18 protein-coding genes and 1 riboswitch are annotated in these 25,229 nt (G+C 72.2%); of the genes, 10 read left to right on the forward strand and 8 right to left on the reverse strand.

Annotated elements, in window-relative coordinates:
* Window positions 1–47 precede the first annotated feature (47 nt).
* The 3 genes from ACFWFZ_RS20945 to ACFWFZ_RS20955 all read left to right on the forward strand — a co-directional run bounded on the left by ACFWFZ_RS20945 (window position 48) and on the right by ACFWFZ_RS20955 (window position 4,422).
* Entirely contained in the window at window positions 48–2,168 is a 2,121-nt protein-coding gene (locus tag ACFWFZ_RS20945) for a type IIA DNA topoisomerase subunit B (protein WP_387124295.1), read from the forward strand.
* A gap of 176 nt (window positions 2,169–2,344) precedes the next feature.
* A complete protein-coding gene (locus tag ACFWFZ_RS20950) occupies window positions 2,345–2,833 on the forward strand; it encodes a DUF485 domain-containing protein (RefSeq protein WP_387124296.1) in 489 nt (162 codons plus the stop codon).
* Complete coding sequence (locus tag ACFWFZ_RS20955; protein ID WP_387124297.1) at window positions 2,830–4,422, forward strand: cation acetate symporter; 1,593 nt, start codon at window positions 2,830–2,832, stop codon at window positions 4,420–4,422. The genes ACFWFZ_RS20950 and ACFWFZ_RS20955 overlap by 4 nt, the downstream gene beginning before the upstream one ends.
* A gap of 9 nt (window positions 4,423–4,431) precedes the next feature.
* Here the strand turns inward: ACFWFZ_RS20955 and ACFWFZ_RS20960 are convergent, their stop codons facing one another.
* From ACFWFZ_RS20960 to ACFWFZ_RS20970, 3 genes are all read right to left on the reverse strand, one after another.
* On the reverse strand, window positions 4,432–5,133 hold the full coding sequence (locus tag ACFWFZ_RS20960) for a response regulator (protein ID WP_387124298.1): 702 nt from the start codon (window positions 5,131–5,133) through the stop codon (window positions 4,432–4,434).
* On the reverse strand, window positions 5,130–6,731 hold the full coding sequence (locus ACFWFZ_RS20965; RefSeq protein WP_387124299.1) for an ATP-binding protein: 1,602 nt from the start codon (window positions 6,729–6,731) through the stop codon (window positions 5,130–5,132). Before ACFWFZ_RS20965 ends, ACFWFZ_RS20960 begins: the two co-directional genes overlap by 4 nt.
* A gap of 81 nt (window positions 6,732–6,812) precedes the next feature.
* Window positions 6,813–8,051 (reverse strand): citrate synthase, encoded by a 1,239-nt coding sequence (locus ACFWFZ_RS20970; RefSeq protein ID WP_387124300.1) that lies wholly within the window; start codon window positions 8,049–8,051, stop codon window positions 6,813–6,815.
* 80 nt (window positions 8,052–8,131) lie between these two features.
* On the opposite strand from ACFWFZ_RS20970, the gene ACFWFZ_RS20975 reads away from it, so the two are divergent.
* Both ACFWFZ_RS20975 and ACFWFZ_RS20980 read left to right on the forward strand, forming a co-directional pair.
* On the forward strand, window positions 8,132–9,292 hold the full coding sequence (locus ACFWFZ_RS20975; protein WP_387124301.1) for a citrate synthase/methylcitrate synthase: 1,161 nt from the start codon (window positions 8,132–8,134) through the stop codon (window positions 9,290–9,292).
* 24 nt (window positions 9,293–9,316) lie between these two features.
* A complete protein-coding gene (locus ACFWFZ_RS20980) occupies window positions 9,317–10,411 on the forward strand; it encodes a CobW family GTP-binding protein (RefSeq protein WP_387124302.1) in 1,095 nt (364 codons plus the stop codon).
* A 27-nt stretch (window positions 10,412–10,438) separates the two neighbouring features.
* On the opposite strand, the gene ACFWFZ_RS20985 is transcribed toward ACFWFZ_RS20980, so the two are convergent.
* The 4 genes from ACFWFZ_RS20985 to ACFWFZ_RS21000 form a co-directional block, all read right to left on the reverse strand.
* Window positions 10,439–10,876 carry a CAP domain-containing protein gene (locus ACFWFZ_RS20985; RefSeq protein ID WP_387124303.1) on the reverse strand — a complete coding sequence of 146 codons (438 nt, stop codon included), beginning with the start codon at window positions 10,874–10,876 and terminating at the stop codon, window positions 10,439–10,441.
* 625 nt (window positions 10,877–11,501) lie between these two features.
* Window positions 11,502–12,008, reverse strand: a complete 507-nt coding sequence (locus ACFWFZ_RS20990; protein ID WP_387124304.1) for a hypothetical protein — start codon at window positions 12,006–12,008, stop codon at window positions 11,502–11,504.
* Between the two features lie 2 nt (window positions 12,009–12,010).
* The gene (locus tag ACFWFZ_RS20995) at window positions 12,011–14,080 is read right to left on the reverse strand and encodes a restriction endonuclease (RefSeq protein WP_387124305.1); all 2,070 of its coding nucleotides are present in this window, start codon (window positions 14,078–14,080) and stop codon (window positions 12,011–12,013) included.
* 106 nt (window positions 14,081–14,186) lie between these two features.
* Window positions 14,187–16,643, reverse strand: coding sequence for a DNA topoisomerase (ATP-hydrolyzing) subunit A (locus tag ACFWFZ_RS21000; RefSeq protein WP_387124306.1), 2,457 nt, complete (start codon window positions 16,641–16,643; stop codon window positions 14,187–14,189).
* 240 nt (window positions 16,644–16,883) lie between these two features.
* On the opposite strand from ACFWFZ_RS21000, the gene ACFWFZ_RS21005 reads away from it, so the two are divergent.
* From ACFWFZ_RS21005 to ACFWFZ_RS21020, 4 genes are all read left to right on the forward strand, one after another.
* Window positions 16,884–18,251 carry a M16 family metallopeptidase gene (locus tag ACFWFZ_RS21005; protein ID WP_387124307.1) on the forward strand — a complete coding sequence of 456 codons (1,368 nt, stop codon included), beginning with the start codon at window positions 16,884–16,886 and terminating at the stop codon, window positions 18,249–18,251.
* 20 nt (window positions 18,252–18,271) lie between these two features.
* The gene (locus ACFWFZ_RS21010; protein WP_387124447.1) at window positions 18,272–19,639 is read left to right on the forward strand and encodes a M16 family metallopeptidase; all 1,368 of its coding nucleotides are present in this window, start codon (window positions 18,272–18,274) and stop codon (window positions 19,637–19,639) included.
* 214 nt (window positions 19,640–19,853) lie between these two features.
* Window positions 19,854–20,013: riboswitch (cyclic di-AMP (ydaO/yuaA leader) on the forward strand.
* Window positions 20,014–20,025: 12 nt separating this feature from the next.
* Window positions 20,026–20,826: a M23 family metallopeptidase gene (locus ACFWFZ_RS21015; protein WP_387124308.1), complete on the forward strand. Its 801-nt coding sequence runs from the start codon at window positions 20,026–20,028 to the stop codon at window positions 20,824–20,826.
* Window positions 20,827–21,027: 201 nt separating this feature from the next.
* A complete protein-coding gene (locus ACFWFZ_RS21020) occupies window positions 21,028–21,702 on the forward strand; it encodes a GntR family transcriptional regulator (protein ID WP_387124309.1) in 675 nt (224 codons plus the stop codon).
* Between the two features lie 228 nt (window positions 21,703–21,930).
* Here ACFWFZ_RS21020 and ACFWFZ_RS21025 read toward each other — a convergent pair whose 3' ends face one another.
* On the reverse strand, window positions 21,931–22,212 hold the full coding sequence (locus tag ACFWFZ_RS21025) for an HPr family phosphocarrier protein (protein ID WP_030026990.1): 282 nt from the start codon (window positions 22,210–22,212) through the stop codon (window positions 21,931–21,933).
* Between the two features lie 197 nt (window positions 22,213–22,409).
* On the opposite strand from ACFWFZ_RS21025, the gene ACFWFZ_RS21030 reads away from it, so the two are divergent.
* Window positions 22,410–25,217, forward strand: a complete 2,808-nt coding sequence (locus ACFWFZ_RS21030) for a GNAT family N-acetyltransferase (RefSeq protein ID WP_387124310.1) — start codon at window positions 22,410–22,412, stop codon at window positions 25,215–25,217.
* Window positions 25,218–25,229: the final 12 nt, after the last annotated feature.

A 25,229-nucleotide genomic window follows, 5' to 3' on the forward strand; every position in this document is an offset into this window, starting at 1 on the left:
CTGCGCCCGACCGGGCCAGAAAAGAAATTCAGCGAGGAGCGAACTGCGTGACCGCCGACACGTCCGTGCCTTCCAGCGCGCTGCTGTCCGGAGCAGACCGGGACGGTTCCAACTACACCGCGCGGCACCTGCTCGTCCTCGAAGGGCTGGAGGCCGTCCGCAAGCGACCCGGCATGTATATCGGGTCCACCGACAGCCGGGGCCTCATGCACTGCCTGTGGGAGATCATCGACAATTCCGTCGACGAGGCCCTCGGCGGCTACTGCGACCACATCGAGGTGATCCTCCACGAGGACTCCTCGGTCGAGGTCAGGGACAACGGCCGAGGCATCCCCGTGGACGTCGAGCCCAAGACCGGCCTGTCCGGTGTCGAGGTCGTCATGACCAAGCTGCACGCGGGTGGAAAGTTCGGCGGCGGCTCGTACGCGGCCTCCGGCGGCCTGCACGGCGTCGGCGCCTCGGTGGTCAACGCCCTTTCCGCCCGCCTGGACGTCGAGGTCGACCGGGGCAGCTCCACGCACGCCATCAGCTTCCGCCGCGGCGTCCCCGGCATGTTCACCGAGCAGGGTCCCGAGAGCCCCTTCGACCCGGCGAACGGCCTGCGCAAGGTCAAGCGCATCGCCAAGGGCAAGACCGGCACCCGGATCCGCTACTGGGCCGACCGCCAGATCTTCCTCAAGGACGCCCGCCTCGGCCTGGAGACGCTCTACCAGCGCGCCCGGCAGACCGCCTTCCTCGTCCCCGGCCTGACCCTGGTCGTCCGCGACGAGCGGGCCGTGGACGGCGCCGGCAAGACCGAGGAGACCTTCCGCTTCGACGGCGGCATCAGCGAGTTCTGCGAGTACCTCGCCCAGGACAAGGCCGCCTGCGACGTACTGCGGCTGACCGGATCGGGCACCTTCAAGGAGACCGTCCCGGTCCTCGACGACCGCGGCCACATGACCCCCACCGAGGTCACCCGCGAGCTCGGCGTGGACATCGCCCTGCGCTGGGGCACGGGCTACGAGACCAACGTCAAGTCCTTCGTGAACATCATTGCCACCCCCAAGGGCGGCACCCACGTCGCCGGCTTCGAACGCTCGGTGACCAAGACGGTCAACGAGGTGCTGCGCTCGGCCAAGCTGCTGCGCGTCGCCGAGGACGACGTGGTCAAGGACGACGCCCTGGAGGGCATGACGGCCGTCGTCACCGTCCGTCTCGCCGAACCCCAGTTCGAAGGCCAGACCAAGGAGGTGCTCGGCACCTCCGCCGCCACCCGGGTCGTCGCCGCCGTGGTCGCCAAGGAGCTCAAGGCCTTCCTGACCTCCACGAAGCGCGACGACAAGCAGCAGGCCCGGGCTGTGATGGAGAAGATCGTCGCGGCCGCCCGGACCCGGATCGCGGCACGTCAGCACAAGGAGGCCCAGCGCCGCAAGACCGCGCTGGAGACCTCCTCGCTCCCCGCCAAGCTGGCCGACTGCCGCAGCGACGACGTGGACCGCAGCGAGCTCTTCATCGTCGAGGGGGACTCCGCCCTCGGCACCGCCAAGCTCGCCCGGAACTCCGAATTCCAGGCGCTCCTGCCCATCCGCGGCAAGATCCTCAACGTCCAGAAGTCCTCGGTCTCGGACATGCTCAAGAACGCCGAGTGCGGGGCGATCATCCAGGTCATAGGGGCCGGCTCGGGTCGTACCTTCGACATCGACGCCGCCCGCTACGGCAAGATCGTGCTGCTCGTCGACGCCGATGTGGACGGCGCGCACATCCGCTGCCTGCTGCTCACGCTCTTCCAGCGGTACATGCGCCCGATGGTCGAGGCCGGCCGGGTCTTCGCGGCCGTCCCGCCGCTGCACCGGATCGAGCTGGTCCAGCCCAAGAGGGGCCAGGACAAGTACGTCTACACGTACTCGGACAACGAACTGCGCCAGACCCTTCTGGAGTACCAGCGCAAGAACATCCGGTACAAGGACTCGATCCAGCGCTACAAGGGCCTCGGCGAGATGGACGCGGACCAGCTGGCGGAGACCACCATGGACCCCCGCTTCCGTACCCTGCGCCGGATCAACATCGGCGACCTCGACTCGGCCGAGCAGGTCTTCGACCTGCTCATGGGCAATGAGGTGGCCCCGCGCAAGGAGTTCATCACGAGCTCCGCGGCGACGCTGGACCGCTCGCGCATCGACGCCTGAGCGCGGGGGCACCGGAAGCCGGGGGCGCCTGACACGGGCGGGGCGCCCGGCATATCGGTGCCCTTCGCTCCATCACCTGTTGGAGTGAAGAGCACCGGTACACCAGTCCGGAAACCGACCATTCCGCACATCCTTGTGGGCACGCGGCCAATGCGGCAGCGGACAAGGAGAGTTCGGTGGACAAGCACGAAGGTCGTGATGCCGGAACGATCCGGTTGGACGACCCCTGGTACGACGCGCTGGCCGTCGGCTGGGGGGAGGGCGAGGAGCCGTCCCCGCCGCAGCCGGCCCCTGCCGGCCCCTGCCGGCCGCCCGGCGCATCCGACATCTACCTGGAAGTGCAGCGCAGCGCCGCCTTCCAGGAGGTCCGGAGCCGCTATCGCCGGTTCGTCGTCCCCGCGACCGCCGGGTTCCTGCTCTGGTACGTCGCCTACGTCGTGGCCGCGACGGCCGCGCCCGGCCTGATGGCCCGGCCCGTCCTGGGCGCGGTCAACGTGGCCATGCTGGCGGGGCTCGGCCAGTTCCTCAGCACCTTCCTGCTCACCTGGGCCTACGCCCGGCACGCACGGCTGCGCCGGGACCGGGCCGCACTCGACCTGCGCTGGACGGTCTTCGAGCAGGAACGCGGCCAGGAGCGGACCCGGGCGAGGAGGGCGGGCCGGTGACGACCGAGCACCAGACCCTCGCGCTGATGCTGTTCAGCCTGTTCATCGCGGTGACCCTGGGCATCACCACCTGGGTCAGCCGCAACCGCCACGGTTCGGCCGAGGAGTTCTACGCCGGCGGGAGGCTCTTCTCCCCGATGGAGAACGGTTTCGCCATCGCGGGCGACTACATGTCCGCCGCCTCGTTCCTGGGCATCTCCGGTCTGATCGCCCTCTTCGGCTACGACGGCATGCTCTACTCGGTGGGCTTCCTCGTCGCCTGGCTGCTGGTGCTGTTCCTCGTTGCCGAACTGGTCCGCAACTGCGGGCGCTTCACCCTCGCCGACGTGGTCGCCGCCCGGATGAGCGAGCGCCCGGTGCGGATCGCCGCCGGCATCTCCTCCGTCGTCGTCTCCGCGCTCTACCTCGTCGCGCAGATGGTCGGCGCGGGCAGCCTCGTGGGGCTCCTGCTCGGGAACTCCAGCGCCGCGGCCCGGACCCTCACCGTGATCGGGGTGGGCGCCCTGATGGTGGTCTACGTGTCCTTCGGGGGCATGCGGGCCACCACCTGGATCCAGATCGTGAAGGCCGTGCTCCTGATGGGCGGGGCGATCATCCTGACGGTGCTCGTGCTGCTGCGCTTCCACGGCGATGTCGACCGGCTGCTCACCACCGCCGCCGATCGCAGCGGGTACGGACTGGAGTTCCTCAGTCCCGGCCTCAAGTACGGCGGGGACTGGACCGCCCGCTTCGACTTCATCAGCCTCGGCCTCGCGCTGGTCCTGGGAACCGCCGGGCTGCCGCACATCCTGTCGCGCTTCTACACCGTGCCCACCGCCCGCGCGGCCCGCCGCTCGGTGGTGTGGGCGATCGCGCTGATCGGCGGCTTCTACCTGATGACCATCGTGCTCGGCTTCGGCGCGGCGGCCCTGGTCGGGCCTGACGAGGTCCGGGCCTCCAACGCCTCGGGGAACACGGCCGTTCCGCTGCTCGCGGCCTTTCTCGGCGGCGGCGCCGAAACGACCGGTGGCGCGGTGCTGTTCGCCTTCGTCGCCGCCATCGCCTTCGCCACCATCCTGGCCGTGGTGGCCGGCATCACCCTGGCCTCGTCGGCCTCCGTCGCGCACGACCTGTACGCCTCGCTCAAGCGGAGGCGTGCCAGGCAGCGCAGCGAGGTCTCGGTGGCCCGGGGCGCGGCCGTGGGCATCGGGGCGGTGGCGATCGCGCTCGGGCTGCTCGCCCAGAACCTCAACGTGGCGTTCCTGGTGGGGCTGGCCTTCGCGGTGGCGGCCTCCGCGAACCTTCCGGTGCTCCTGTACTCGCTGTTCTGGCGAGGTTTCACCACGCGCGGAGCCGTCTGGTCGGTGTACGGGGGCCTGGTTCCGGCGGTGCTGCTCGTCCTGGTCTCACCCGTGGTGTCGGGCAGCCCGGAGTCGCTGTTCCCGGGGTTGGACTTCCAGCTCTTCCCGCTCCAGAACCCGGGGATCGTCTCGATCCCGCTGGGCTTCCTGGCCGGCTGGCTGGGCACGGTCACCTCCGGCGAGGAACCGGACGAGGCGAAGCACGCGGAGACCGAGGTCCGCTCCCTGACCGGCGCCGGCGCGGTCTGAACAGAACCCTCAGACCGGCCCCTCCGAGGGGAGCCAGGTGTAGCGGTGCTCCGGGCGGCCGGTCTCGCCGTAGCGCAGGGCCAGGGTGACACGGCCGTTGCGTTCGAGGAGCTTCAGATAGCGCTGGGCGGTCTGGCGGCTGATGCCCGCGCGGTCGGCGATCTGCTGGGTGGACAGGGGGCCGTCGGCCGTGCGCAGGACCTGGCGGACGAGCTCCGCCGTGGTGGGGGAGTGGCCCTTGGGCAGCTCGTTCACGGAGCCCGCGCCGGCCAGGGCTCCGAAGATCCGGTCCACCTCGGCCTGTTCGGCCTCGCCGCCCGTGGCCAGGGTGCGGCGTAGCGAACCGTACGCCTCCAGCCGGGCGCGCAGCCCGGCGAAGGTGAAGGGTTTGACCAGGTACTGGAGGGCTCCGAGGCGCATGGCGGCCTGCACGGTGGCCAGGTCGCGCGCGGCGGTGACCATGATCACATCGGTGCCGTGGCCGCGCTGGCGCAGGCGGCGGACCAGGTCCAGGCCGTTCTCGTCGGGGAGGTAGTGGTCGAGGAGGACCAGGTCCACGGGATGGGCGGAGAGGAAATCCAAGGCTTCGGCCGCCGAATGGGCCTGCGCCGCCACACGGAAGCCGGGAACCTTCGCGACGTACGCCGCGTTGATCCGGGCAACACGCATGTCGTCGTCGACGACCAATACGTGGATCGGGGTCTCGTTCATCGCAGGGCCTCCGGGAGTACGACGGAGAATTCCGCCCCTCCGTCCGCTGCTTCACCGGCCCGGGCGCTGCCACCCTGCCGCTCCGCGAGGCGGCGCACGAGGGCGAGGCCCAGCCCGCGTTCGCGGTGGGCCCGTGGCTGCTTGGTCGACCAGCCCTCGGTGAAGATCTCCTCGCGGCGCGCGGCGGGGACCCCGGGGCCGCTGTCGCGGACCCGCAGCACGGCGGTACGGCCCTCCGCGCGCAGCTCCACCTCGACCCGGGGCGCGGCTGCGCCGGCGGCGGCGTCCAGGGCGTTGTCCACGAGATTGCCGACGATCGTGACGAGCCCGCCCGGGTCGACCAGCCGGTCGGGGAGGAGCGTGGCCGGGGCCAGCCGCAGGAGGATGCCGCGCTCGGCGGCGACGGTGGCCTTGCCGACGAGGAGGGCGGCCAGCAGCGGGTCGTGGACCTTCTCGGTGACCTGTTCGGCAGTCGTGCGGTGCACGCCGGCGACTTCCGTCACGAATGCGACCGCCTCCTCGTGCAGACCCAGTTCCAGCAGGCCGAGGAGGGTGTGGAGGCGGTTGGCGTGCTCGTGGTCCTGGGCGCGCAGGGCGTCGATGAGGCCGCGGGTGGAGTCGAGTTCGCGGCTCAGGTGCTCCAGTTCGGTGCGGTCGCGCAAGGTGGCGACGGCGCCTCCGTCCACAGTGGGCATGCGGTTGGCGACCAGGACCCGGGGGCCCTGGACCGTGAGCAGGTCCCGGCCGGTCACGCGGCCGGAGAGCACGTCGGCTGTGCGGCCGGCGCCGAGGACGTCGTCCAGCGGGCGTCCGGCGAAGGTGGCGGTGGCGTCGGGGGTGAGGCCGAGCAGGCGGGCGGCTTCGTCGTTGACCAGCCTGACGCGGCCGTCGGGGGCGAGGGCGATCACGCCTTCGCGGATGGAGTGCAGCATCGCCTCGCGCTCGGCGAGCAGGCCGGCGATGTCGGAGAAGGCCAGGTCGCGGGTCTGGCGCTGGATCCTGCGGGAGAGGAGGTAGGCGGCGAGGGCGCCCGCGGCCAGGGCGCCGCCGGCGTAGGCGAGGAGCCCCGGGATGGTTCCGAGCAGCCGGTCGCGGACGCTGTCGTAGGCGATGCCGACGGAGACCGCGCCGACGATCTCGCCGTCGGCGGCGATGAGCGGGACCTTGCCGCGGGCGGAGCGGCCCAGAGTTCCCTCGTCGATCTCCATGACCTCGCGGCCGGCCAAAGCGTCGCCCGGGTCGGTGGAGACGGGCAGCCCGATCAGGGTGGGGCTCGGGTGCGAGCGGCGCATGCCGTCCAGGTCGAGCACGACGACGTACTCGGCGCCCGTCGCCCGGCGGATCCGCTCGGCCGATGCCTGCACCGGGCTGTCCGGCGACGCCCCGGAGCCCAGGAGGCCGGCGGCGATCGAAGGGTCGGCCGCGGTGCTCTGTGCGATGGCCAGGGCCCGCCGCATCGCCTGGTCGTCGAGCTGGGCGCCGAGCGGGGCCAGGAACAGGCCCGTGGCCAGCACGACGACCCCGGCGGCGATGGCCAGCTGGGTCAGCAGGATCTGCGAGACCGCCCTTCTGGGCAGCCCGAGGCGCCGAGCGCTCATGTGGGGGAACCGCATGGGCAGCAACGGTAGGTCGGCCTCGGCAGGAGGGGAACGCCTGTGCCCCTTTTGTCAGCTACGCCCTCACCGGGGCACCGGCTGGGGTGGGCGGGGGCCGTGGTACTGGCCGCTCGGCCGCATGCGCAGCGGGCGCTCCTGGTATTCCTCAAGGGCGTGGGCGATCCAGCCCGCGGTGCGGGCCACCGCGAAGACGGTCTCGCCGGCCTCGGCGGGCATCGCGCATGACACCGTCAGGACCGCCAGGGCCAGGTCCACGTTGGCGTGCAGACCGCCCTGACGGGCCATGACCGCGGCCACCTCGCGGGCCGCGGCCAGTGCGGGACCGGCTTGCCCCAGCCCTTCCAGCCGGGCGAACAGCGCCCCCGCCCGGGGGTCCTCGCCCTGGTACAGGCGGTGCCCCAGGCCCGGGACCCGGCGCCCGGCCCGCAGGTACTCGGCGACCACCGGAGCGGCTCCGCCCTGTTCCAGGACCTCCACCAGCATCCGGTGGGCGAGCCGCCCGGCCGCGCCGTGCAGCGGGCCTTCGAGTGCGCCGAGCCCGGCCGACACCGCCGCGTACGGATGGGCGCGCGCCGACGCCGCCACCCGTACGGCCAGCGTGGAGGCGGCCAGGTCGTGGTCGACCAGCAGTGCCAGCGCCAGGTCGAGTACGGCGAGTGCGTCCGGGTCCGGCTCCCGCGACGTCAGCCGCGACCACAGCCGGCGGGCGATGCGGCCGTCGCCGGCCCACGCGGTGCCCGCCGCGGGCAGGGCGCCGACCATGGTCGGGATCAGGCAGCGCGCCGAGCCCAGTACCGCCTCCTCCGACAGGTCGAAGCGCAGCGGATCAGCCACCGCGGCGGCGGCGACCGCCACCCGCAGCCGGTCCACCGGGCCGCTGTGCGCCGGCAGGGCCTCCACCGCCCGGCGGGCCGCCCCCAGTGCCTCCGGGGGCGCGGTGAACCGGGCCCCGGGGTTGAGGTTGCCCGTCCAGAGCCACTCGGCGACCTCCTCGTAGCGGTACCGCGAGGCCAGGGCCACGGCGTCGACGCCCCGGAAGTAGTACCGGTCGGGTTCGATGAGGGTGAGCGCCGTGCGGACGGAGAGTTCCCCGGGTGCGGGAGCCGCCGCCTCCCGCCGGCTGCGCCGGGCCAGCGCCTCCACCTCGGCGGCGTCGAAGCTGCTGCCCCGCCCGGCCGGATCGCGGCGGCTGGCGAGCTGGCCCCGGCTGACGTAGGCGTACACCGTCGCCGGCTTCACGCCGAGCACCCGAGCCGCCTCCTGCGTGCTGAGCCTGCGTCCGCCGTCCGTCTGGTCACTCATGCCGAACACCCTACAGATCCCCTTCGGTATTGATTGAATCAACGTTGACAAGGATTGAATCCATCATGGATGGTCGATGCATGAACACCACCGACAGCACCATCGAAGGACCGCGGGGCCTCGCGGGAGTCGTGGTCACCGAAACCGAGCTGGGTGACGTCCGGGGCCGTGAGGGCTTCTACCACTACCGCCAGTACTCGGCCGTGGAGCTCGCCGCCGGCCGCAGCTTCGAGGACGTGTGGCACCTGATGTTCCGCGGCACGCTCCCGGCGGACACCGCCGAGCGGGCCGCCTTCGCCGCCGAGACCGCCGCGCTGCGCCGCCTGCCCGAGGAGGTGCGGGCCCTCCTGCCGGACCTCGCCCGCGCCACCCGGCTCTCCGGCCCGCTCGCCGGGCTGCGCACCGCGCTCTCGCTCCTCGGAGCGTCCGCCGGCTTCCGGCCCGTCTACGACCTGACCCCCGAGCGGCGGGCCGCGGACGCGCTGGCCGCCTGCGCCGCCGTGCCGACCCTGCTGACCGCCCTGCACCGGCTGGGCCAGGGCCTGGAGCCGGTCGAGCCGCGCGGGGACCTCCCGTACGCCGCCAACTACCTCTACATGCTGGCCGGCGAGGAGCCCGATCCGGCCCGGGCCCGCGCGGTCGAGCAGTACCTGATATCCACCGTCGACCACGGCTTCAACGCCTCGACGTTCACCGCCCGGGTGATCGCCTCCACCGGCGCCGACGTCGCCGCCTGCCTGACCGGGGCCATCGGCGCCCTCTCCGGCCCGCTGCACGGCGGCGCCCCCAGCCGCGCCCTGGACACCCTCGACGCGATCGGCACCGTGGACCGCATCGGGCCGTGGATCCGCGAACGGGTCCTCGCCGGCGACCGGATCATGGGCTTCGGCCACCCCGTCTACCGCACCGAGGACCCCCGTTCACGCATGCTGCGCGACATCGCCCTCGGCTTCGGCGGCCCCCTCGTGGACTTCGCCGTCGAGGTCGAGCGCCAGGTGGAGGAGATCCTCGCCGAACTCAAGCCGGGCCGGGAGCTGCACACCAACGTGGAGTTCTACGCGGGCGTGGTCATGGAGCTGTGCGGACTGCCGCGGGAGATGTTCACCCCGACCTTCTGCGCGGCCCGGGTGGTCGGCTGGAGCGCGAACATATTGGAGCAGGCCACCGATTCGAAGATCATCCGACCGGCCGCCCGGTACACGGGCCCCACCCCGCCGCAGCCGGTGCCGCTCCTCGGCTGACCGGGCCTGGCTACGATCGACCGGGTGAACAGCAGGCAGCCCATCCCCGTCGTCGTCCTCGCCGGATTCCTCGGATCCGGGAAGACCACCGTGCTCAACCACCTCCTCGCCGGCCGCGGGGGCACCCGTATCGGGGTCGTGGTCAACGACTTCGGCTCGATCGAGGTCGACGCCATGTCGGTGGCCGGCCAGGTCGGGGACTCGATGGTCTCCCTCGGCGGCGGCTGTCTGTGCTGCGCCGTCGACGGCAGCGAGCTGGACGCGTACCTGGAGAAGCTCTCGGCGCCTGTCCACAGGATCGACGTGATCGTCATCGAGGCGAGCGGCCTGGCCGAACCCCAGGAGATGATCCGCATGCTCATGGCCAGCGAGAACCCTGCCGTGCGGTACGGCGGCCTGGTGGAGGTCGTGGATGCCGCGGAATTCGACGCGACCCGGGCCCGGCATCCGGAGACCGACCGCCACCTCGCCGTCGCGGACCTGGTGGTGCTCAACAAGACCGACCGGGTCGACGCGCGCGAACGGACCAGGATCGAGACCGAACTCGCCGCGCTCTGCGCGCCCGGCACCCCGGTCGTGGGTGCCGACCACGGCCGCATCGACCCGGAGCTGCTCTTCGACCGCCGGCCCTGGACCGAGACCCGGGGGCAGCTCTCCTTCGAGGACCTGCTCGCGGAAGCCTCCGGCCACGACCACCGCACCCACGCGCACGCCTCCTACGAGAGCACGGAGTTCAGCTCGGAGCAGGCGCTCTCCCCGCGACGGTTCATGGACTTCCTCGACCGGCGCCCGGCCGGGCTCTACCGGATCAAGGGCTTCGTGTATTTCGGGGTCCCCGGACACGAGGAGCGCTACGAGGTCCAGGCCGTCGGCCGCTTCCTCCGCTTCGCCCCGCAGCCCTGGGGGCGGGGCGAAGCGCGACAGACGCAGCTGGTCCTGATCGGCTGCGGCACCGACGGCGGGGAACTGCTGCGCGAGTTGGAGGCCTGCCGTGAGGAGGCCCCGCAGGAGGTGAACCCCGACAGCATGTGGGGCGTGCTGCGGTACGTCGACCGGCCCGCGGAGCACTGGGACCACACCCCCGTTTCGGACACCTCCGGGATGCCCCTGACGTACTGATCCCGGAGTGCCGGGTGCCTCCCGCTGCTACGTGCCGTCCGAGAAGTTGTGCACGCCCCACCAGCCGGAGGCGTCGTGGTAGAGACCCACGCCGACCTCGGTGAACTCCGCGCTGACCTGTGCCTTGTAGTGGCCGGGGCTGTGGCGCCACATCGACTGGAACTTCTCGGCGGCTTCCTGGGCGGTCATCGAGGCATCACTCCACCACACGATGTTCTCGCCCGTCCAGGTGCGCGAGCCGATCTTCAGGTAGGCGCGTTCCTCGTTGGACGAGTGGCCGAATCCGTTCTTCTTCATGTGCTCGGCCCACTTGCCGGCGAAGTCGCTGAGGTCCTGCTTGAGCACGAGCGGAGGCCTGCCGACGGTGGCCCGTTCGCTGTTCAGCAGGTGCAGGGACAACGACTGGGCCGTTCGGACGTCCTGCGTCGAGGTGCGGGCACCGGGCACCTTCGGGTCCGGTCCCACCGGACTGTTCCCCGAAGGGCCGCGGGTCGGCTGCCCGGGCCTCTCCTGCTGCGCGGACTGTCTGGACGACGGTTCGGCCGACGCTGCGGTACGCGAGGGGGAGGCGCTGGCGTTCGGGCCCGGCGTGGCCTCGGCCCCCGGGGTCGCTTCCGCTGCACCTGCCCCGACGGTGGGTGATGCCGGGCCGGAGGGCGGGCCCCCCGCGGGGCCGCCCGGGCCGTCCACGGTGCCCGCGCCTGTGGCGTCGGGGGACAGGGACGAAGCCGTCGCCGCGGTGCGGGCGGGAGCTTCGCCGGCTATCAGGGTGTACGCACTCCCGGCTCCGGTCAGCAGGACCACGGTGGCGACCGCTGCCGGCAGGGGCACCTTCTTGCGGGTCCGGCGGCGGCCACCGGCCGTCCGGCCCGCGTGGCGCGGCCCGGAAGGCCCGTCCGGCCCTGCCCTGTCCACGCCCTGCCCGCACTCGTCGTCGCGCAACTGCATCGCATCCCCTCAGAGGTGTGACGGCCCACTCGGCCTGACACCTGAGGAGACCCGTGGGGCGGGCGGCGATAACGGTTTTCTCCGCGTGATCCGCGTGATCCGCGTGATCCGCGTGATCCGTGTGGCCCGGCCCGAGCCGGGCCTACCCGGCGGCGGCCGGACCGCCGGAGTCGTCCGCGGGCCCTGCCTCGCCGGTGAGGCAGGCGTGACACGGACAGCGGTCCGGATGCGGACTCTTCGGCGCCGTTTCGGCGCGGTACTGGCGCGCGTACCGCTCCAGCGCCACGGAGGCGTCCACCGCGTAGTCCGCCGTGGCGAAACCGCGCGCGTAGCGATCCTCGCGCAGCCGCTCCAGGACGCGCGGCGTGTGAACGAGCTTCGGCCGGAAGCCGTAGAGGTGACGCGTCGCCGTGTCGATGACGATCCACCGGCCGGTATGCCGCTCACGCCCCGCCACCGTGACCCGATCACCCCCCGGACCCCAGTACACCCGGGCCACGTACACCTTCGCCCCGCCCTTGAAGTACTTCGTCCCCGGGCGCAGTTCCTGGCCGCCGACTCCGCAGCGACGCCAGGCCACGACGTTCGCGGCCACCAGCCAGACCGGTTCCGGTGACCGGCCGTCGGACTCGTTCCCCTGCGGCTCCACCCCTACGCGACCTCGACCCCGTACTCGCGCAGCAGGTCCTCCAGGCCGCCCCGGTAGCCCTTGCCGCCGATCACGAAGTCCCAGTCGCCGTTGGAGCGGCGCCGGAACGAGCCGAGCACCAGTGCGGTCTCGCCGGCCCGGCCGTCGGAGACCTCCAGCTGCCCGGCCTCCGCGCCCGTCGCGTCCAGGAGTCGGATCCGGGCTTCGGTGAAACCGGCCAGGTCGGCATACGGATCGGCCTCCGGATCGACGGCGGCCACCAGCACCAGCCGGTCGGCCTCGCGCGGCAGGGCCTCGAAGGAGACTTCCAGCGCCGCCTTGTCCGGTGCGGCGTGCGCCCGGGCCCGTACCGAACCGTCGGGCGTGTGCGGGTTGTTGAAGAAGACGAAGTGGTCCTCGCTCAGCACCCGGTTGCCCGTGCAGACGAGGGCGCACACGTCCAGGGCGACCCGGCCGGACCAGGTCATGCCGAGCACGTTGTGGTCGTCCGACGGGGCGGGCTCGGCAGTGCGCGGCGCCGGGACCGCGCCCGCCGGACCGCCGCCGAGGCGCCCGCGCAGGCCGTACTGGTGCAGGAGCTCCACCAGCTTGTCCCCGGGAACCAACTCCAGCGGCTTGCCGTTGGAGAAGGTGTACGACGTGGGACCGAAGGACGAGGTGGTGACCAGCACCCCCTTGTTCGCCCCCTTGTCCTGGACCGTGCCGTACAAGTCCCTTACCGCCGTGGGCGGCACGGTGTTCCGGTAGCGCTTGACCTGCACCACGATGCGTCCGCCCGTGATCGGGGAGGGGTCATTCGCCTCGATGTCCACACCGCCGTCCCCGGACCGCTGGGTGGTCACCGCCTCCATGCCCATCGCCCGGAAGAGCTCCGCCACCAGGTTCTCGAAGGCGATCGGGTCCATCATGAAGAGATCCGGCTCGTCCTCCGCATCGCCCGCGTGCCCGCCGTGGCTGACGACTTCTCCGCCGACCTCGTCGGGCCTGCGTCCCGGGCGTACGGCCGTCAGCTGGTCGGGCCGCGCCGACAGCTGCCCGCGCAACCCCTCCACCAGGCAGTCCACCGCGCTGACCTGCTCCAGCCGCAGCCCGGTGAAGGTGCTGCGCGGCGCCGTCACCGAGGCGAGTACGAACTGCGCCTCCTGACCCGTCACCGGATCGGGGCAGTCGACGAAGCCGTTCACCACGACCGAGTCCAGCACGCCGAACTCGTCCGCCGCGTACATCTCACGTACGACCAGCAGCAGGGACTGCGCCAGCAGGTCCCGGTACAGCGCCCGTCGCTCGGTGACCGGGCGGGGCTTCACCTTGTCCTGGTCCGTACTCGGCAGGTACTGCACCGCCCGGGCCTCCGGAACCACCGTGTAGAGCGGCAGCTCCCAGTCCAGGACGAGCTCGCGCTTCGCCGGGTCGTACGCCGCCGCCACCTGGCGCGGCAGTACTTCGGGCCAGGCCGTGGAGGCGTACAGCGCGGCCGAGAAGTACTCGACCACCGCTTCCGAGTCGCCCGCACGCAGCGCGCGGGCCAGCTCGGTGAGTCCGTCGTTGTGCGCCCGGATCCCAGCGAGCTGCTGCGCCGCCCACTGGTCGTACTGCTGCCGGTACGCCGCCAGTTGCTGCTGCCGTTGCGCCTCGGCGGCGCTCGCGGCCTGCCAGGCCTGGGTGTACCGGGCGTGCGCTTCCCGTTCCGCCTGTGCCCGGCTGGCCGATCCGAGCGTCCAGCCGCTGCTCTGGTGCTGGAACTGCTCGATGCGGGGCATCGGCACCGGCTGTGCCAGGGTGCCCGGGTTGAACGGTTCCAGCTGCTCCGACCGGACCAGGGCGGCCGTCCGGAACGCCGGTGCCCGGCAGCCGGACACCAGCAAGCCCTGCAGAGCAGCCACCTCGGCGTCGAGCTCGGCGGTGCGCCGCCGTGCCTCGGCCTCCCGGTGCTGCCGATGGCTGCGGGCCGCCTCGCGTTCGTACGCCCGCTGCCGGCGTTCCGCCTCGCGGTGCTGGATCAGCTGTGTCTGCTGCGTCCGGCGCTGGGCCTCGGCCCAGTCCCCGATCAAACCGCCCGACCGACGACTCATCAGCTCTGTGTTCTCCCGCCCCACCCGACAGTGCCAGAGGGAAAACACTAGTCGCCATTCGGGTGGTACGTCCCCCGGACGTACCACCCGAATGGTCGGGAACCTCCTACAGCGCGGGTCCCGCCAGCGCCGCCACGACCGACGGCAGGGGCGCCCCGGAGCCGTCCCGGCGCGGGTCCGCGGCCGGCAGCTCGGCCGGGGTGCCGTTCGCCGCCGCCGCGCGGGCGGGGGCGGCGCCGGCCCAGGCCAGCACCAGCAGGTCCTCGCCCTTCAGGAACCGCTGGCAGCGCACGCCGCCGGTGGCGCGTCCCTTGCGCGGGTACTGGTCGAAGGGCGTCAGCTTCCCCGACAGCAGGGAGTCGTCCAGGGTCCCGTGCGCGCCGGCCACCGTGAACACCACGGCGTCCCGGCCCGGGTCGACGGCCGAGAAGTGGATCACCTTGGCGTTCTCGGAGAGCTTGATACCCGCCATACCGCCCGCCGGGCGGCCCTGCGGGCGCACCTGGCCCGCCGGGTAGCGCAGCAGCTGGGCGTCGTCGGTGATGAAGACCAGGTCCTCCTCGCCCGTGCGCAACTCGACCGCGCCGACGATCCGGTCACCGTCCTTGAGGGTGATGACCTCCAGCTCGTCCTTGTTGGCCGGGTAGTCCGGCACGACGCGCTTGACCACGCCCTGCTCGGTGCCCAGTGCCAGCCCCTGCGAGGACTCGTCCAGCGAGGTCAGGCAGACCACCTTCTCGTCCGCCTCCAGCCCGGAGAGGAACTCCGAGACCGGCGCGCCGCCCGCGAGGTTCGGCGCGGCGTGCGTGTCGGGCAGCTGCGGCAGGTCGATCACCGAGAGCCGCAGCAGCCGGCCGGTGGAGGTGACCACGCCCACGTCGGCCCGTGCGGTCGCCGCCACCTGCGAGACGATCAGGTCGTGCCTGGCCCGGGAGCCGCCCTCGTCCTGCGGCAGCGGCTCGTCGTTCGCCGTACGGGCCAGCAGGCCCGTCGAGGACAGCAGGACCCGGCAGGGGTCGTCCGCGACCTCCAGCGGAACGGCCGCCACCGCCGTGCCCGCCGACTCCAGCAGGACCGTACGGCGCGCGGTGCCGAACTTCTTCGCGACGGACGCCAGTTCCGCGGAGACCAGCTTGCGCAGCTCGTTGTCGGACTCCAGGATCCCGGTCAGCTCGTCGATCTCGCCCGTCAGCCGGTCGCGCTCGGTCTCCAGCTCCAGGCGGTCGAACTTGGTGAGCCGGCGCAGCGGGGTGTCCAGGATGTACTGGGTCTGGGTCTCGCTCAGCGAGAACCGCTCCATGAGCCGGGCCTTGGCCTGGGCGGAGTTCTCGCTGTCGCGGATGAGGCGGATGACCTCGTCGATGTCGATCAGGGCCACGAGCAGGCCCTCGACGAGGTGCAGCCGGTTGCGCCGCTTGGTGCGGCGGAACTCGCTGCGCCGCCGGACGACCTCGAAGCGGTGGTCGAGGTAGACCTCCAGCAGCTCCTTGAGGCCCAGCGTCAGCGGCTGCCCGTCCACCAGCGCGACGTTGTTGATGCCGAAGGACTCCTCCATCGGCGTCAGCTTGTAGAGCTGCTCCAGCACGGCCTCCGGGTGGAAGCCGTTCTTGATCTCGATGACCAGGCGCAGGCCGTGGGCCCGGTCGGTGAGGTCCTTGACGTCGGCGATGCCCTGGAGCTTCTTCGAGCCGACCAGGTCCTTGATCTTCGCGATGACCTTCTCGGGGCCGACCGTGAAGGGCAGTTCGGTGACGACCAGGCCCTTGCGGCGCGGCGTGACGTTCTCCACGGCCACCGTCGCGCGGATCTTGAAGGACCCGCGGCCGTTCTCGTAGGCGTCCTTGATCCCGGAGAGCCCGACGATCCGGCCGCCGGTGGGCAGGTCGGGACCCGGCACGAAGCGCATCAGCGCCTCCAGGTCCGCGTGCGGGTGGCGGATCAGGTGGCGGGCGGCCGCGATGACCTCGCCGAGGTTGTGCGGGGGCATGTTCGTGGCCATGCCGACCGCGATCCCGGACGCGCCGTTGACCAGCAGGTTCGGGTAGGCGGCGGGCAGCGCCACCGGTTCCTGCTCCTGCCCGTCGTAGTTGGCGGTGAAGTCGACGGTGTCCTCGTCGATCGACTCCGTCATCAGGGACGTGGCGTCGGCCATGCGGCACTCGGTGTAGCGCATCGCGGCCGGCGGGTCGTCGTTGCCCAGCGAACCGAAGTTGCCGTGGCCGTCGACGAGCGGCAGCCGCATCGAGAAGGGCTGGGCCATGCGCACGAGGGCGTCGTAGATCGACGCGTCGCCGTGCGGGTGGAGCTTGCCCATCACCTCGCCGACGACGCGGGCGCACTTGACGTACCCGCGGTCGGGGCGCAGGCCCATCTCGTTCATCTGGTAGACGATGCGGCGGTGCACCGGCTTCATGCCGTCCCTGGCGTCGGGCAGGGCACGGGAGTAGATCACCGAGTACGCGTACTCGAGGAAGGAGCCCTGCATTTCGTCGACGACGTCGATGTCGAGGATCTTCTCCTCGAAATCCTCCGGCGGCGGGGTCTTCGTGCTGCGGCGGGCCATCGCTGCGCGGCTCCTTAACCAAGAATGTATGTGCTGGGTGTCTGGCTGGTCTGGCGGGGGTCTGGCTGGGTCCTGCCGTGTCCGGCGGGGGTACGACGCCGACCATTGTGGCCCGAGGGACCGACAACGCCGACTCCGACCCAGGTCTGGCCCGGGAACTTATCCGGTGGCCGACGCGCTTGCATACAGTGGCAGGTCTGACGGAAATCTCTGCATCGCGATCGAAGGGACCACATGCCCATGGGTCACACGGCCACAGCCCAGGCCGGCTCCGGCGGCCTGACAGCGACCGAGCACCGGCTGGCCAACGGCCTGCGCGTGGTGTTGTCCGAGGACCACCTGACCCCGGTCGCCGCGGTCTGCCTCTGGTACGACGTCGGCTCGCGCCACGAAGTCAAGGGGCGTACCGGCCTGGCTCACCTCTTCGAGCACCTGATGTTCCAGGGTTCGGCGAGCGTACCGGGCAACGGACACTTCGAGCTGGTCCAGGGTGCCGGCGGCTCCCTCAACGGCACCACCAGCTTCGAGCGCACCAACTACTTCGAGACGATGCCGACCCACCAGCTGGAGCTCGCGCTCTGGCTGGAGGCGGACCGGATGGGCTCGCTGCTGGCCGCCCTGGACGAGGAGTCCATGGAGAACCAGCGCGACGTCGTCAAGAACGAGCGCCGCCAGCGCTACGACAACGTGCCGTACGGCACCGCCTTCGAGCGGCTGACCGCCCTGGCGTACCCCGAGGGCCACCCCTACCACCACACCCCGATCGGCTCCATGGCCGACCTGGACGCCGCGTCCCTGGAGGACGCGCGCACCTTCTTCCGTACGTACTACGCGCCCAACAACGCGGTGCTGTCGGTCGTCGGCGACATCGACCCCGAGCAGACGCTCGCCTGGATCGAGAAGTACTTCGGCACCATCCCCTCCCACGACGGCAAGCAGCCGCCCCGCGACGGCTCGCTGCCCGACACCATCGGGGAGCAGCTGCGCGAGGAGATCGTCGAGGACGTCCCGGCGCGCGCGCTGATGGCCGCCTACCGCCTGCCGCACGACGGCACCCGCGAGTGCGACGCCGCCGACGTGGCGCTGACCATCCTGGGCGGCGGGGAGTCCTCGCTGCTCCACAACCGCCTGGTACGCCGCGACCAGACGGCCGTCGCCGCGGGATTCGGCGTGCTGCGCCTGGCCGGGGCGCCGTCGCTGGGCTGGCTGGACGTCAAGACCTCCAGCGGGGTCGAGATCCCCGCCATCGAGGCGGCCGTCGACGAGGAGCTCGCGCGGTTCGCCGCGGAGGGCCCGACCGCCGAGGAGATGGAGCGCGCCCAGGCGCAACTGGAGCGCGAATGGCTGGACCGGCTGAGCACGGTGGCCGGCCGCGCCGACGAACTCTGCCGCTACGCGGTGCTGTTCGGCGACCCGCAGCTGGCCCTCACCGCCGTCCAGCGCGTCCTCGACATCACCGCCGAGGAGGTGCAGGCCGTGGCCGCGGCCCGACTGCGTCCCGACAACCGCGTGGTGCTCGTCTACGAGCCCCTCGCGGCGGACGCGGCCGTGGGCGGAGAGGGCGAAGAGAACGCCGACAGCGACGAGAACGAGGGGGCGGAGCAGTGAGCGACACCGCAGCCGTCACGATGACCTTCCACCCGCGCCCGCAGGCCGGCGAGCCGCAGCCGTGGGCCTTCCCGGCCCCCGAGCGCTCGACGCTGCTCAACGGGCTGACCCTGCTGCGCTGCCACCGGCCGGGCCAGCAGGTCGTCGCGGTCGAGGTGAACCTCACCGCGCCCCTGGACGCCGAGCCCGAGGGCCTGGACGGCGTGGCGACCATCATGGCGCGCGCCCTGTCGGAGGGCACCGACAAGCACTCCGCCGAGGAGTTCGCGGCCGAGCTGGAGCGCTGCGGAGCCACCCTCGACGCGCACGCCGACCACCCGGGCCTGCGGGTCTCCCTGGAGGTGCCCGCCTCCCGGCTGGCCAAGGCGCTGAGCCTGCTCGCCGAGGCGCTGCGCGCGCCCGCCTTCGCCGACGCCGAGGTCGACCGGCTGGTGCGCAACCGGCTCGACGAGATCCCGCACGAGCTGGCCAACCCCCAGCGCCGCGCCGCCAAGCAGCTCTCCAAGGAGCTCTTCCCGGCGTCCCTGCGGATGTCCCGGCCGCGCCAGGGCACCGAGGAGACGGTCGCCCGCATCGACTCCGCCGCCGTACGTGCCTTCTACGAGGCCCACGTACGCCCCGCCACCGCCACCGCGGTGGTCGTCGGCGACCTGACCGGCATCGACCTGGACGCCGTGCTGGCGGACACCCTGGGCGCCTGGACCGGCGACACCGCCGAGGCGCGCCCCGTGCCGCCCGTGACCGCCGACGACACCGGCCGCGTGGTCATCGTCGACCGGCCGGGGGCGGTCCAGACGCAGCTGCTGATCGGACGCATCGGGGCGGACCGGCACGACCGCGTCTGGGCGGCCCAGGTGCTGGGCACGTACTGCCTGGGCGGCACCCTCACCTCCCGCCTGGACAAGGTGCTGCGCGAGGAGAAGGGGTACACCTACGGCGTGCGGGCCTTCGGCCAGGTGCTGCGCTCCACCGCCGACGGCAAGGGCGCCTGCATGCTCGCGATCAGCGGCTCGGTGGACACCCCCAACACCGGACCGGCGCTGGAGGACCTCTGGAAGGTGCTGCGCACCCTCGCGGAGGGCGGTCTGACCGACGCCGAGCGCGATGTGGCCGTGCAGAACCTGGTGGGCGTGGCCCCGCTGAAGTTCGAGACGGCGGCCTCGGTCGCCGGGACCCTGGCCGACCAGGTCGAGCAGGAGCTGCCGGACGACTACCAGGCGCAGCTGTACGCGCAGTTGGCCGAAACCGGCACGGTGGAGGCCACCACGGCCGTCGTGAAGGCGTTCCCGGCGGACCGGCTGGTCACGATCCTGGTGGGCGACGCGGCGGTGATCGAGGAGCCCGTGCGGGCCCTCGGGATCGGTGACGTCACGGTGGTCGCCAACTGACGTCGCGGGCGCCCGGATGACGGGCAACTGACGCACCTTTCAAGGGGCTCCGGCGATTTTCCGCCGGAGCCCCTTTTGTCCGGTTGATGGCGAGGTTGCTTGTATGCGGTGTGGCGTACGCAACAAAAGGGCGCGTCTGTTTGGCGATTGACTGATGATCCGCCTAGCGTCATCCGTGCTGTTCGTCAGTTGTGCCCGCCGCACCCGCGGCACCGGACAGCGATCGCCGAGTCCCCGTCAGGCGCGAGCCTGGGGAGCCGGGGACCCACATCAGTCCCTGGGGTGAATCGGACCCCCTCGCAAGAGGAGGCCCGTAGGAGACCTTCCTGCTCCGAACCCGTCAGCTAACCCGGTAGGCGAGAAGGAAGGAAAGGATCAAACCCTTCATGGCGTTTGGCAGTCGTCCCGCTGGTACCGGCAAGCACCGTGGTTCCAGCCGCCTGAGCAAGAAGACCGCCGGCTACGCCGGTATCGCCGCGATCGCCACCACGGGTGTGGTCGGCTCCCTCGCCGCCCCGGCCTTCGCCGCGGACAACCACAGCAGCTCCGCCCCGGAGAACGGGCTGGGTGCCGTCGTCGTCGCCGAGGACCTCGCGGGCGACATCCAGGACCAGGCAGAGGCCCAGCAGCGCGCCGCCGAGCACGCCGCCGCCAAGGCCCAGGCCGAGGCCGACGCCAAGCAGAAGGCCGCCGAGGCCAAGCGCCTCGCCGAGGCCAAGGCGAAGGCCGAGCGCGAGGCCGCCGAGCGCGCCGCCCGCGAAGAGGAGCGCAAGCGCCTCAACACCTTCGTCTCCCCGCTGAACGGCTCCTACGTCAGCACGCAGTACAAGGCCGGCGGCGGCATGTGGTCCTCCGGCAGCCACACCGGCATCGACTTCCACGCCGCCTCCGGCACCTCGGTCCACGCGGTGGGCCTCGGCACCGTCGTCGAGGCCGGCTGGGGCGGCGCGTACGGCAACAACGTCGTCATCAAGCACAACGACGGCACGTTCACGCAGTACGGCCACCTGTCCTCGCTGAGCGTCTCCGTCGGCCAGCAGGTCACCCCGGGCCAGCAGATCGGCCTGTCGGGCTCCACCGGCAACTCCAGCGGCCCGCACCTGCACTTCGAGGCCCGCACCGGCTCGCAGTACGGCTCGGACATCGACCCGATCGCGTACCTGCGCTCGCACGGCGTCAGCCTCTGACCCGTTCCGCGGCCCACCGAGTACCGCGCACAGCTTCACGAAGGCCCCGCCTCCCGAGCCGGGGTCTTCGTGTTTTTGCGTTCCGGCGCAATGTTTCGGATTTCCGTCCGCTCTCGAAATCTTGCTGTGCTGCAATAGAGTCGTTGTGTGCGCGTGGGTGCGCACGGGGGCTGGCGGTCGGAAATAGGCGGAGGTTCGGTCTTGCGTATTCCTGCGCACGCGGTATGCACGGCAATTCGCGACGACATCGTCTCCGGGGTGTTCGAACCAGGCGGTCGGCTGACCGAGGAGGTGCTGGCCCGGCGGTACGGGGTCTCGCGGGTACCGGTGCGCGAGGCGTTGCGGACCCTGGAGTCCGAGGGCTTCGTGACCACGCGCCGCCACGCCGGCGCCTGTGTGGCCGAGCCCACCGCGCAGGAGGCCGCGGACCTCCTGGAGTTGCGGATGCTGCTGGAGCCGCTGGCGGCGTCCAGGGCCGCCCGGCGCCGCACCGACGCCCACCTCAAGGTGCTGCGGGGGCTGGTCAGGCTGGGTCAGGAGCGGGCCAGGCGGGGCCAGGGCGAGGACCTGAGGGCGCTCGGGGGCTGGTTCCACGAGACGCTCGCACAGGCCTCCGCAAGCCCCGGACTGATCGCGCTGCTCACGCAGATGCGGCACAAGGTGGCGTGGATGTTCGTGGTGGAGGCGCCCGCCCGGCCCGCGGAGTCCTGGGCGGAGCACGGCGCGATCGTCGACGCGGTGGCGCGCGGCGACGCCGAGCGGGCGCGCACCCTGGCCGCGATCCACGCCGATCGCGCGACTGCCGCGCACCGGCTGAGGCGGCATCCGGTGAGCACTTCGCAACCTGCCGTAAACATGTCGGGCGGCCGGCATTAACAGGAGCCGTATACAAAGGGTGGAATGGCGGGAATTAGCGGCCGCCGGTGGTGGCGGGGTAATTCGCCGTGTCGAATTCCTGCGGAGCGGCCGTAAAGTGGCGGTGCGCGCCGCTCGGCAGGCCGAGTCGCATTCGTTTCTCTGAATTCCGTGCGAACGCCGAAGCCGGGTCCCCCTCGCGAGGGGGACCCGGCTTCGGCGCAGGTGTCGGTGGGAGAACCCGAAGGGTCAGACCGTCTCGGGGAGCTCTTCGAGGCCCTCGGCGACCAGCTTCGCGAGGCGGTCCAGGGCGGCCTCCGCACCCTCGGCCTCGGAGGCGAGGACGATCTCCTCGCCGCCTTGGGCGCCCAGGCCCAGCACCGCCAGCATGGAGGCGGCGTTGACGGGGTCGCCGCCGGACTTCGCGATGGTCACCGGGACGCCGGAAGCGGTCGTCGCACGGACGAAGATCGAGGCGGGACGAGCGTGCAGGCCCTCGGCCCAACCGACGTTGACGCGGCGCTCTGCCATGGTGATGCCCTTCAGGTTCTTACGGTTGTCTAGACCAGTCTCTCACGGCGCCCCGAATGCTCGGACCGGCCCTCGGTCTGGATCCCCTGATTCCGCCGACGAACGAGCTTCCCCAGCTTGCACCGGTTCGTCCCGGCTTGCCTACTACGCCGCGCGAACGCCGTCCCGCCCGGTCCGGCCCGGTCCGGCCGTAAGGTATGCGCATGACCATAGAGTCGGACCCGTCCTACCCGGCCCACTGGGAAGCCGACGTCGTCCTCCGCGACGGCGGCACCGCCCGGATCAGGCCCATCACCACCGAGGACGCCGGCCGGCTCGTCAGCTTCTACGAGCAGGTCTCGGACGAGTCGAAGTACTACCGCTTCTTCGCGCCCTACCCCCGCCTCTCCGACCGCGACGTGCACCGCTTCACGCACCACGACTACGTGGACCGGGTGGGCCTCGCCGCGACCGTCGGCGAGGAGTTCATCGGCACCGTCCGCTACGACCGCATCGGCCCGGACGGCCGCCCCGCCTCCGCCCCCGCCGACGAGGCCGAGGTCGCCTTCCTCGTCCAGGACGCCCACCAGGGCCGTGGCGTCGCCTCCGCGCTCCTCGAACACATCGGCGCGGTGGCCCGGGAGCGCGGCATCCGCCGGTTCGCCGCCGAGGTGCTGCCCGCCAACACCAAGATGATCAAGGTGTTCACGGACGCCGGCTACCAGCAGAAGCGCAGCTTCGAGGACGGCTCCGTCCACCTCACCCTCGACCTCGAACCCACCGCCGAGTCCCTCGCCGTGCAGCGCGCCCGGGAACAGCGCGCCGAAGCCCGCTCCGTGCAGCGCCTGCTGGCCCCCGGCTCGGTGGCCGTCGTCGGGGTCAGCCGCTCCGGCGCCGGCGTGGGCGCGGCCGCCCTGCGCAACCTGCGCGACAGCGGCTTCCACGGCCACCTCTACGCCGTCAACGAGGCCGCCACCCGCGACCTCCTCGACGGGGTGCGGGCCTACCGCACCGTCGAGGCCATCGGCGCCCCCGTCGACCTCGCGGTGATCGCGGTCCCGGCCGACCGGGTCCCCGACGCGGTGGCCGCCTGCGGCGAGCACGGCGTGCAGGGGCTCGTCGTCCTCTCCGCCGGATACGGGGACAGCGGCCCGGCCGGACTCGCCCGCCAGCGCGAGCTGCTGCGGCAGGTGCGCTCCTACGGGATGCGCCTCATCGGACCCAACGCCTACGGGGTGATCAACACCGCCCCGGAGGTGGAGCTCAACGCCTCGCTGACCCCCGCCCCGATGCCCGTGCGCGGCCGGACCGGCCTGTTCACGCAGTCCGGAGCGATCGGGATCGCCCTGCTCTCGGCGCTGCTGCGGCGCGGCGAGGGCCTGTCGTCCTTCGTCTCGGCGGGCAACCGTGCCGACGTGTCCGGCAACGACATCCTCCAGTACTGGTACGAGGACGAGGCGACCGACGTCGCCCTGATGTACCTCGAAACCCTCGGCAACCCGCGGAAGTTCACCCGCCTCGCCCGCCGGACGGCGGCCGTCAAGCCGGTGGTCGTCGCCAAGGGCGGCCGCCACACCCCCGCCGGGCACGTCGTCCCCGGCACCCGGCTGTCGGAGGACACCGTCTCCGCCCTCCTGCGGCAGGCCGGCGTCATCCGGGTCGACACGGTCACCGAGCTGGTGGACGTCGGCCTGCTGCTGGCCTCGCAGCCGCTGCCCGCCGGACCCCGGATCGCGATCCTCGGCAACTCCGAATCCCTCGGGGTCCTCACCTACGACGCCTGCCTGACCCAGGGCCTGCGGCCGCTGCCGCCCCTGGACCTGACGACCGCGGCGTCCCCGGAGGACTTCCGCACCGCCCTGGCCGCGGCCCTCGCCTCCGACGACTGCGACGCGGTGATCGTCACCGCCATCCCGTGGGTCAGCGAGCACGCCCTCGCCGACGACCTCGCCGACGCACTGCGCGAGGCCGTCGCCGAGACCCCCGGCAAGCCCGTGGCGGTCGTGCACGTGGAACTGGCCGAGCTGGTGCAGGCCCTGTCCGCGACCCGCGGGCCAGCCGACCAGCCCCCCGACCGCCCCGCCGCCGACGCCGCCCGCACCCCGGCCGCCCTCGCGGCCGGCGGCGCCGGCACCTCCACCCCCGCCCCCGCCCCTGGCCGGATCCCCGGCTACCCGGCCGCCGAGCGCGCCGTCAAGGCCGTCGCGGAGGCCGTGCGCTACGGCCAGTGGCGCCGCGCCCTCGCCGACGCCGGGCACGTCCCCGAGTACGAGGACATCGACGAGGCCGGCGCCGCGGCCCAGCTCGCCGGGCTGCTCGCGCACGTCGACGACGGCGCCGTGCTGACGCTCAGCGACTGGGACGCCCGCGAGCTCCTCGCGCGCTACGGGATCCGCGTCCTGCCCACGCTGCCCGCGCCCAGCCCCGACGCCGCCGTCCGGGCCGCCGAGGTCCTCGGCTACCCGGTCGCCCTCAAGACCACCGCCCCGCACCTGCGCCACCGAGCGGACCTGGGCGGCGTACGGCTCGACCTCACGAACGAGGCCGAGCTGAGGCGCTCGTACGAGGAGCTCACCGACGCGCTGGGCAAGCCGGCCGAACTCCAGCCCGTGGTGCAGCCCATGGTTCCGCGGGGCGTGGACACCGTCGTGCGGTCCGTCATCGACCCGGCCGCCGGCGCCGTCCTCTCCTTCGGGCTCGCCGGGGTGGCCTCCGAACTGCTCGGCGACACCGCCCACCGGCTGGTCCCGGCCACCGACCGGGACGTGGCCGCACTGATCCGGTCCATCCGGGCGGCACCCCTCCTCTTCGGCTGGCGCGGCAGCGACCCCGTCGACACCCCCGCCCTGGAGGAGGCGCTCCTGCGGCTGTCCCGGCTCGTGGACGACCACCCCGAGGTGATCGGGGTCACCCTGGAGCCGGTCGTCGTCGCCATCGAGGGCGTCTGCGCCCTCAGTGCGACCGTCCGCGTCGCCCACCCGCCCGCCCGCGGCGACCTCGGCCCGCGGACCCTCCCCAGTTACTGAGCGGGTACGGCG

It is taken from the genome of Streptomyces sp. NPDC060232 (assembly GCF_042726555.1).
Classification (GTDB): Bacteria; Actinomycetota; Actinomycetes; order Streptomycetales; family Streptomycetaceae; genus Streptomyces.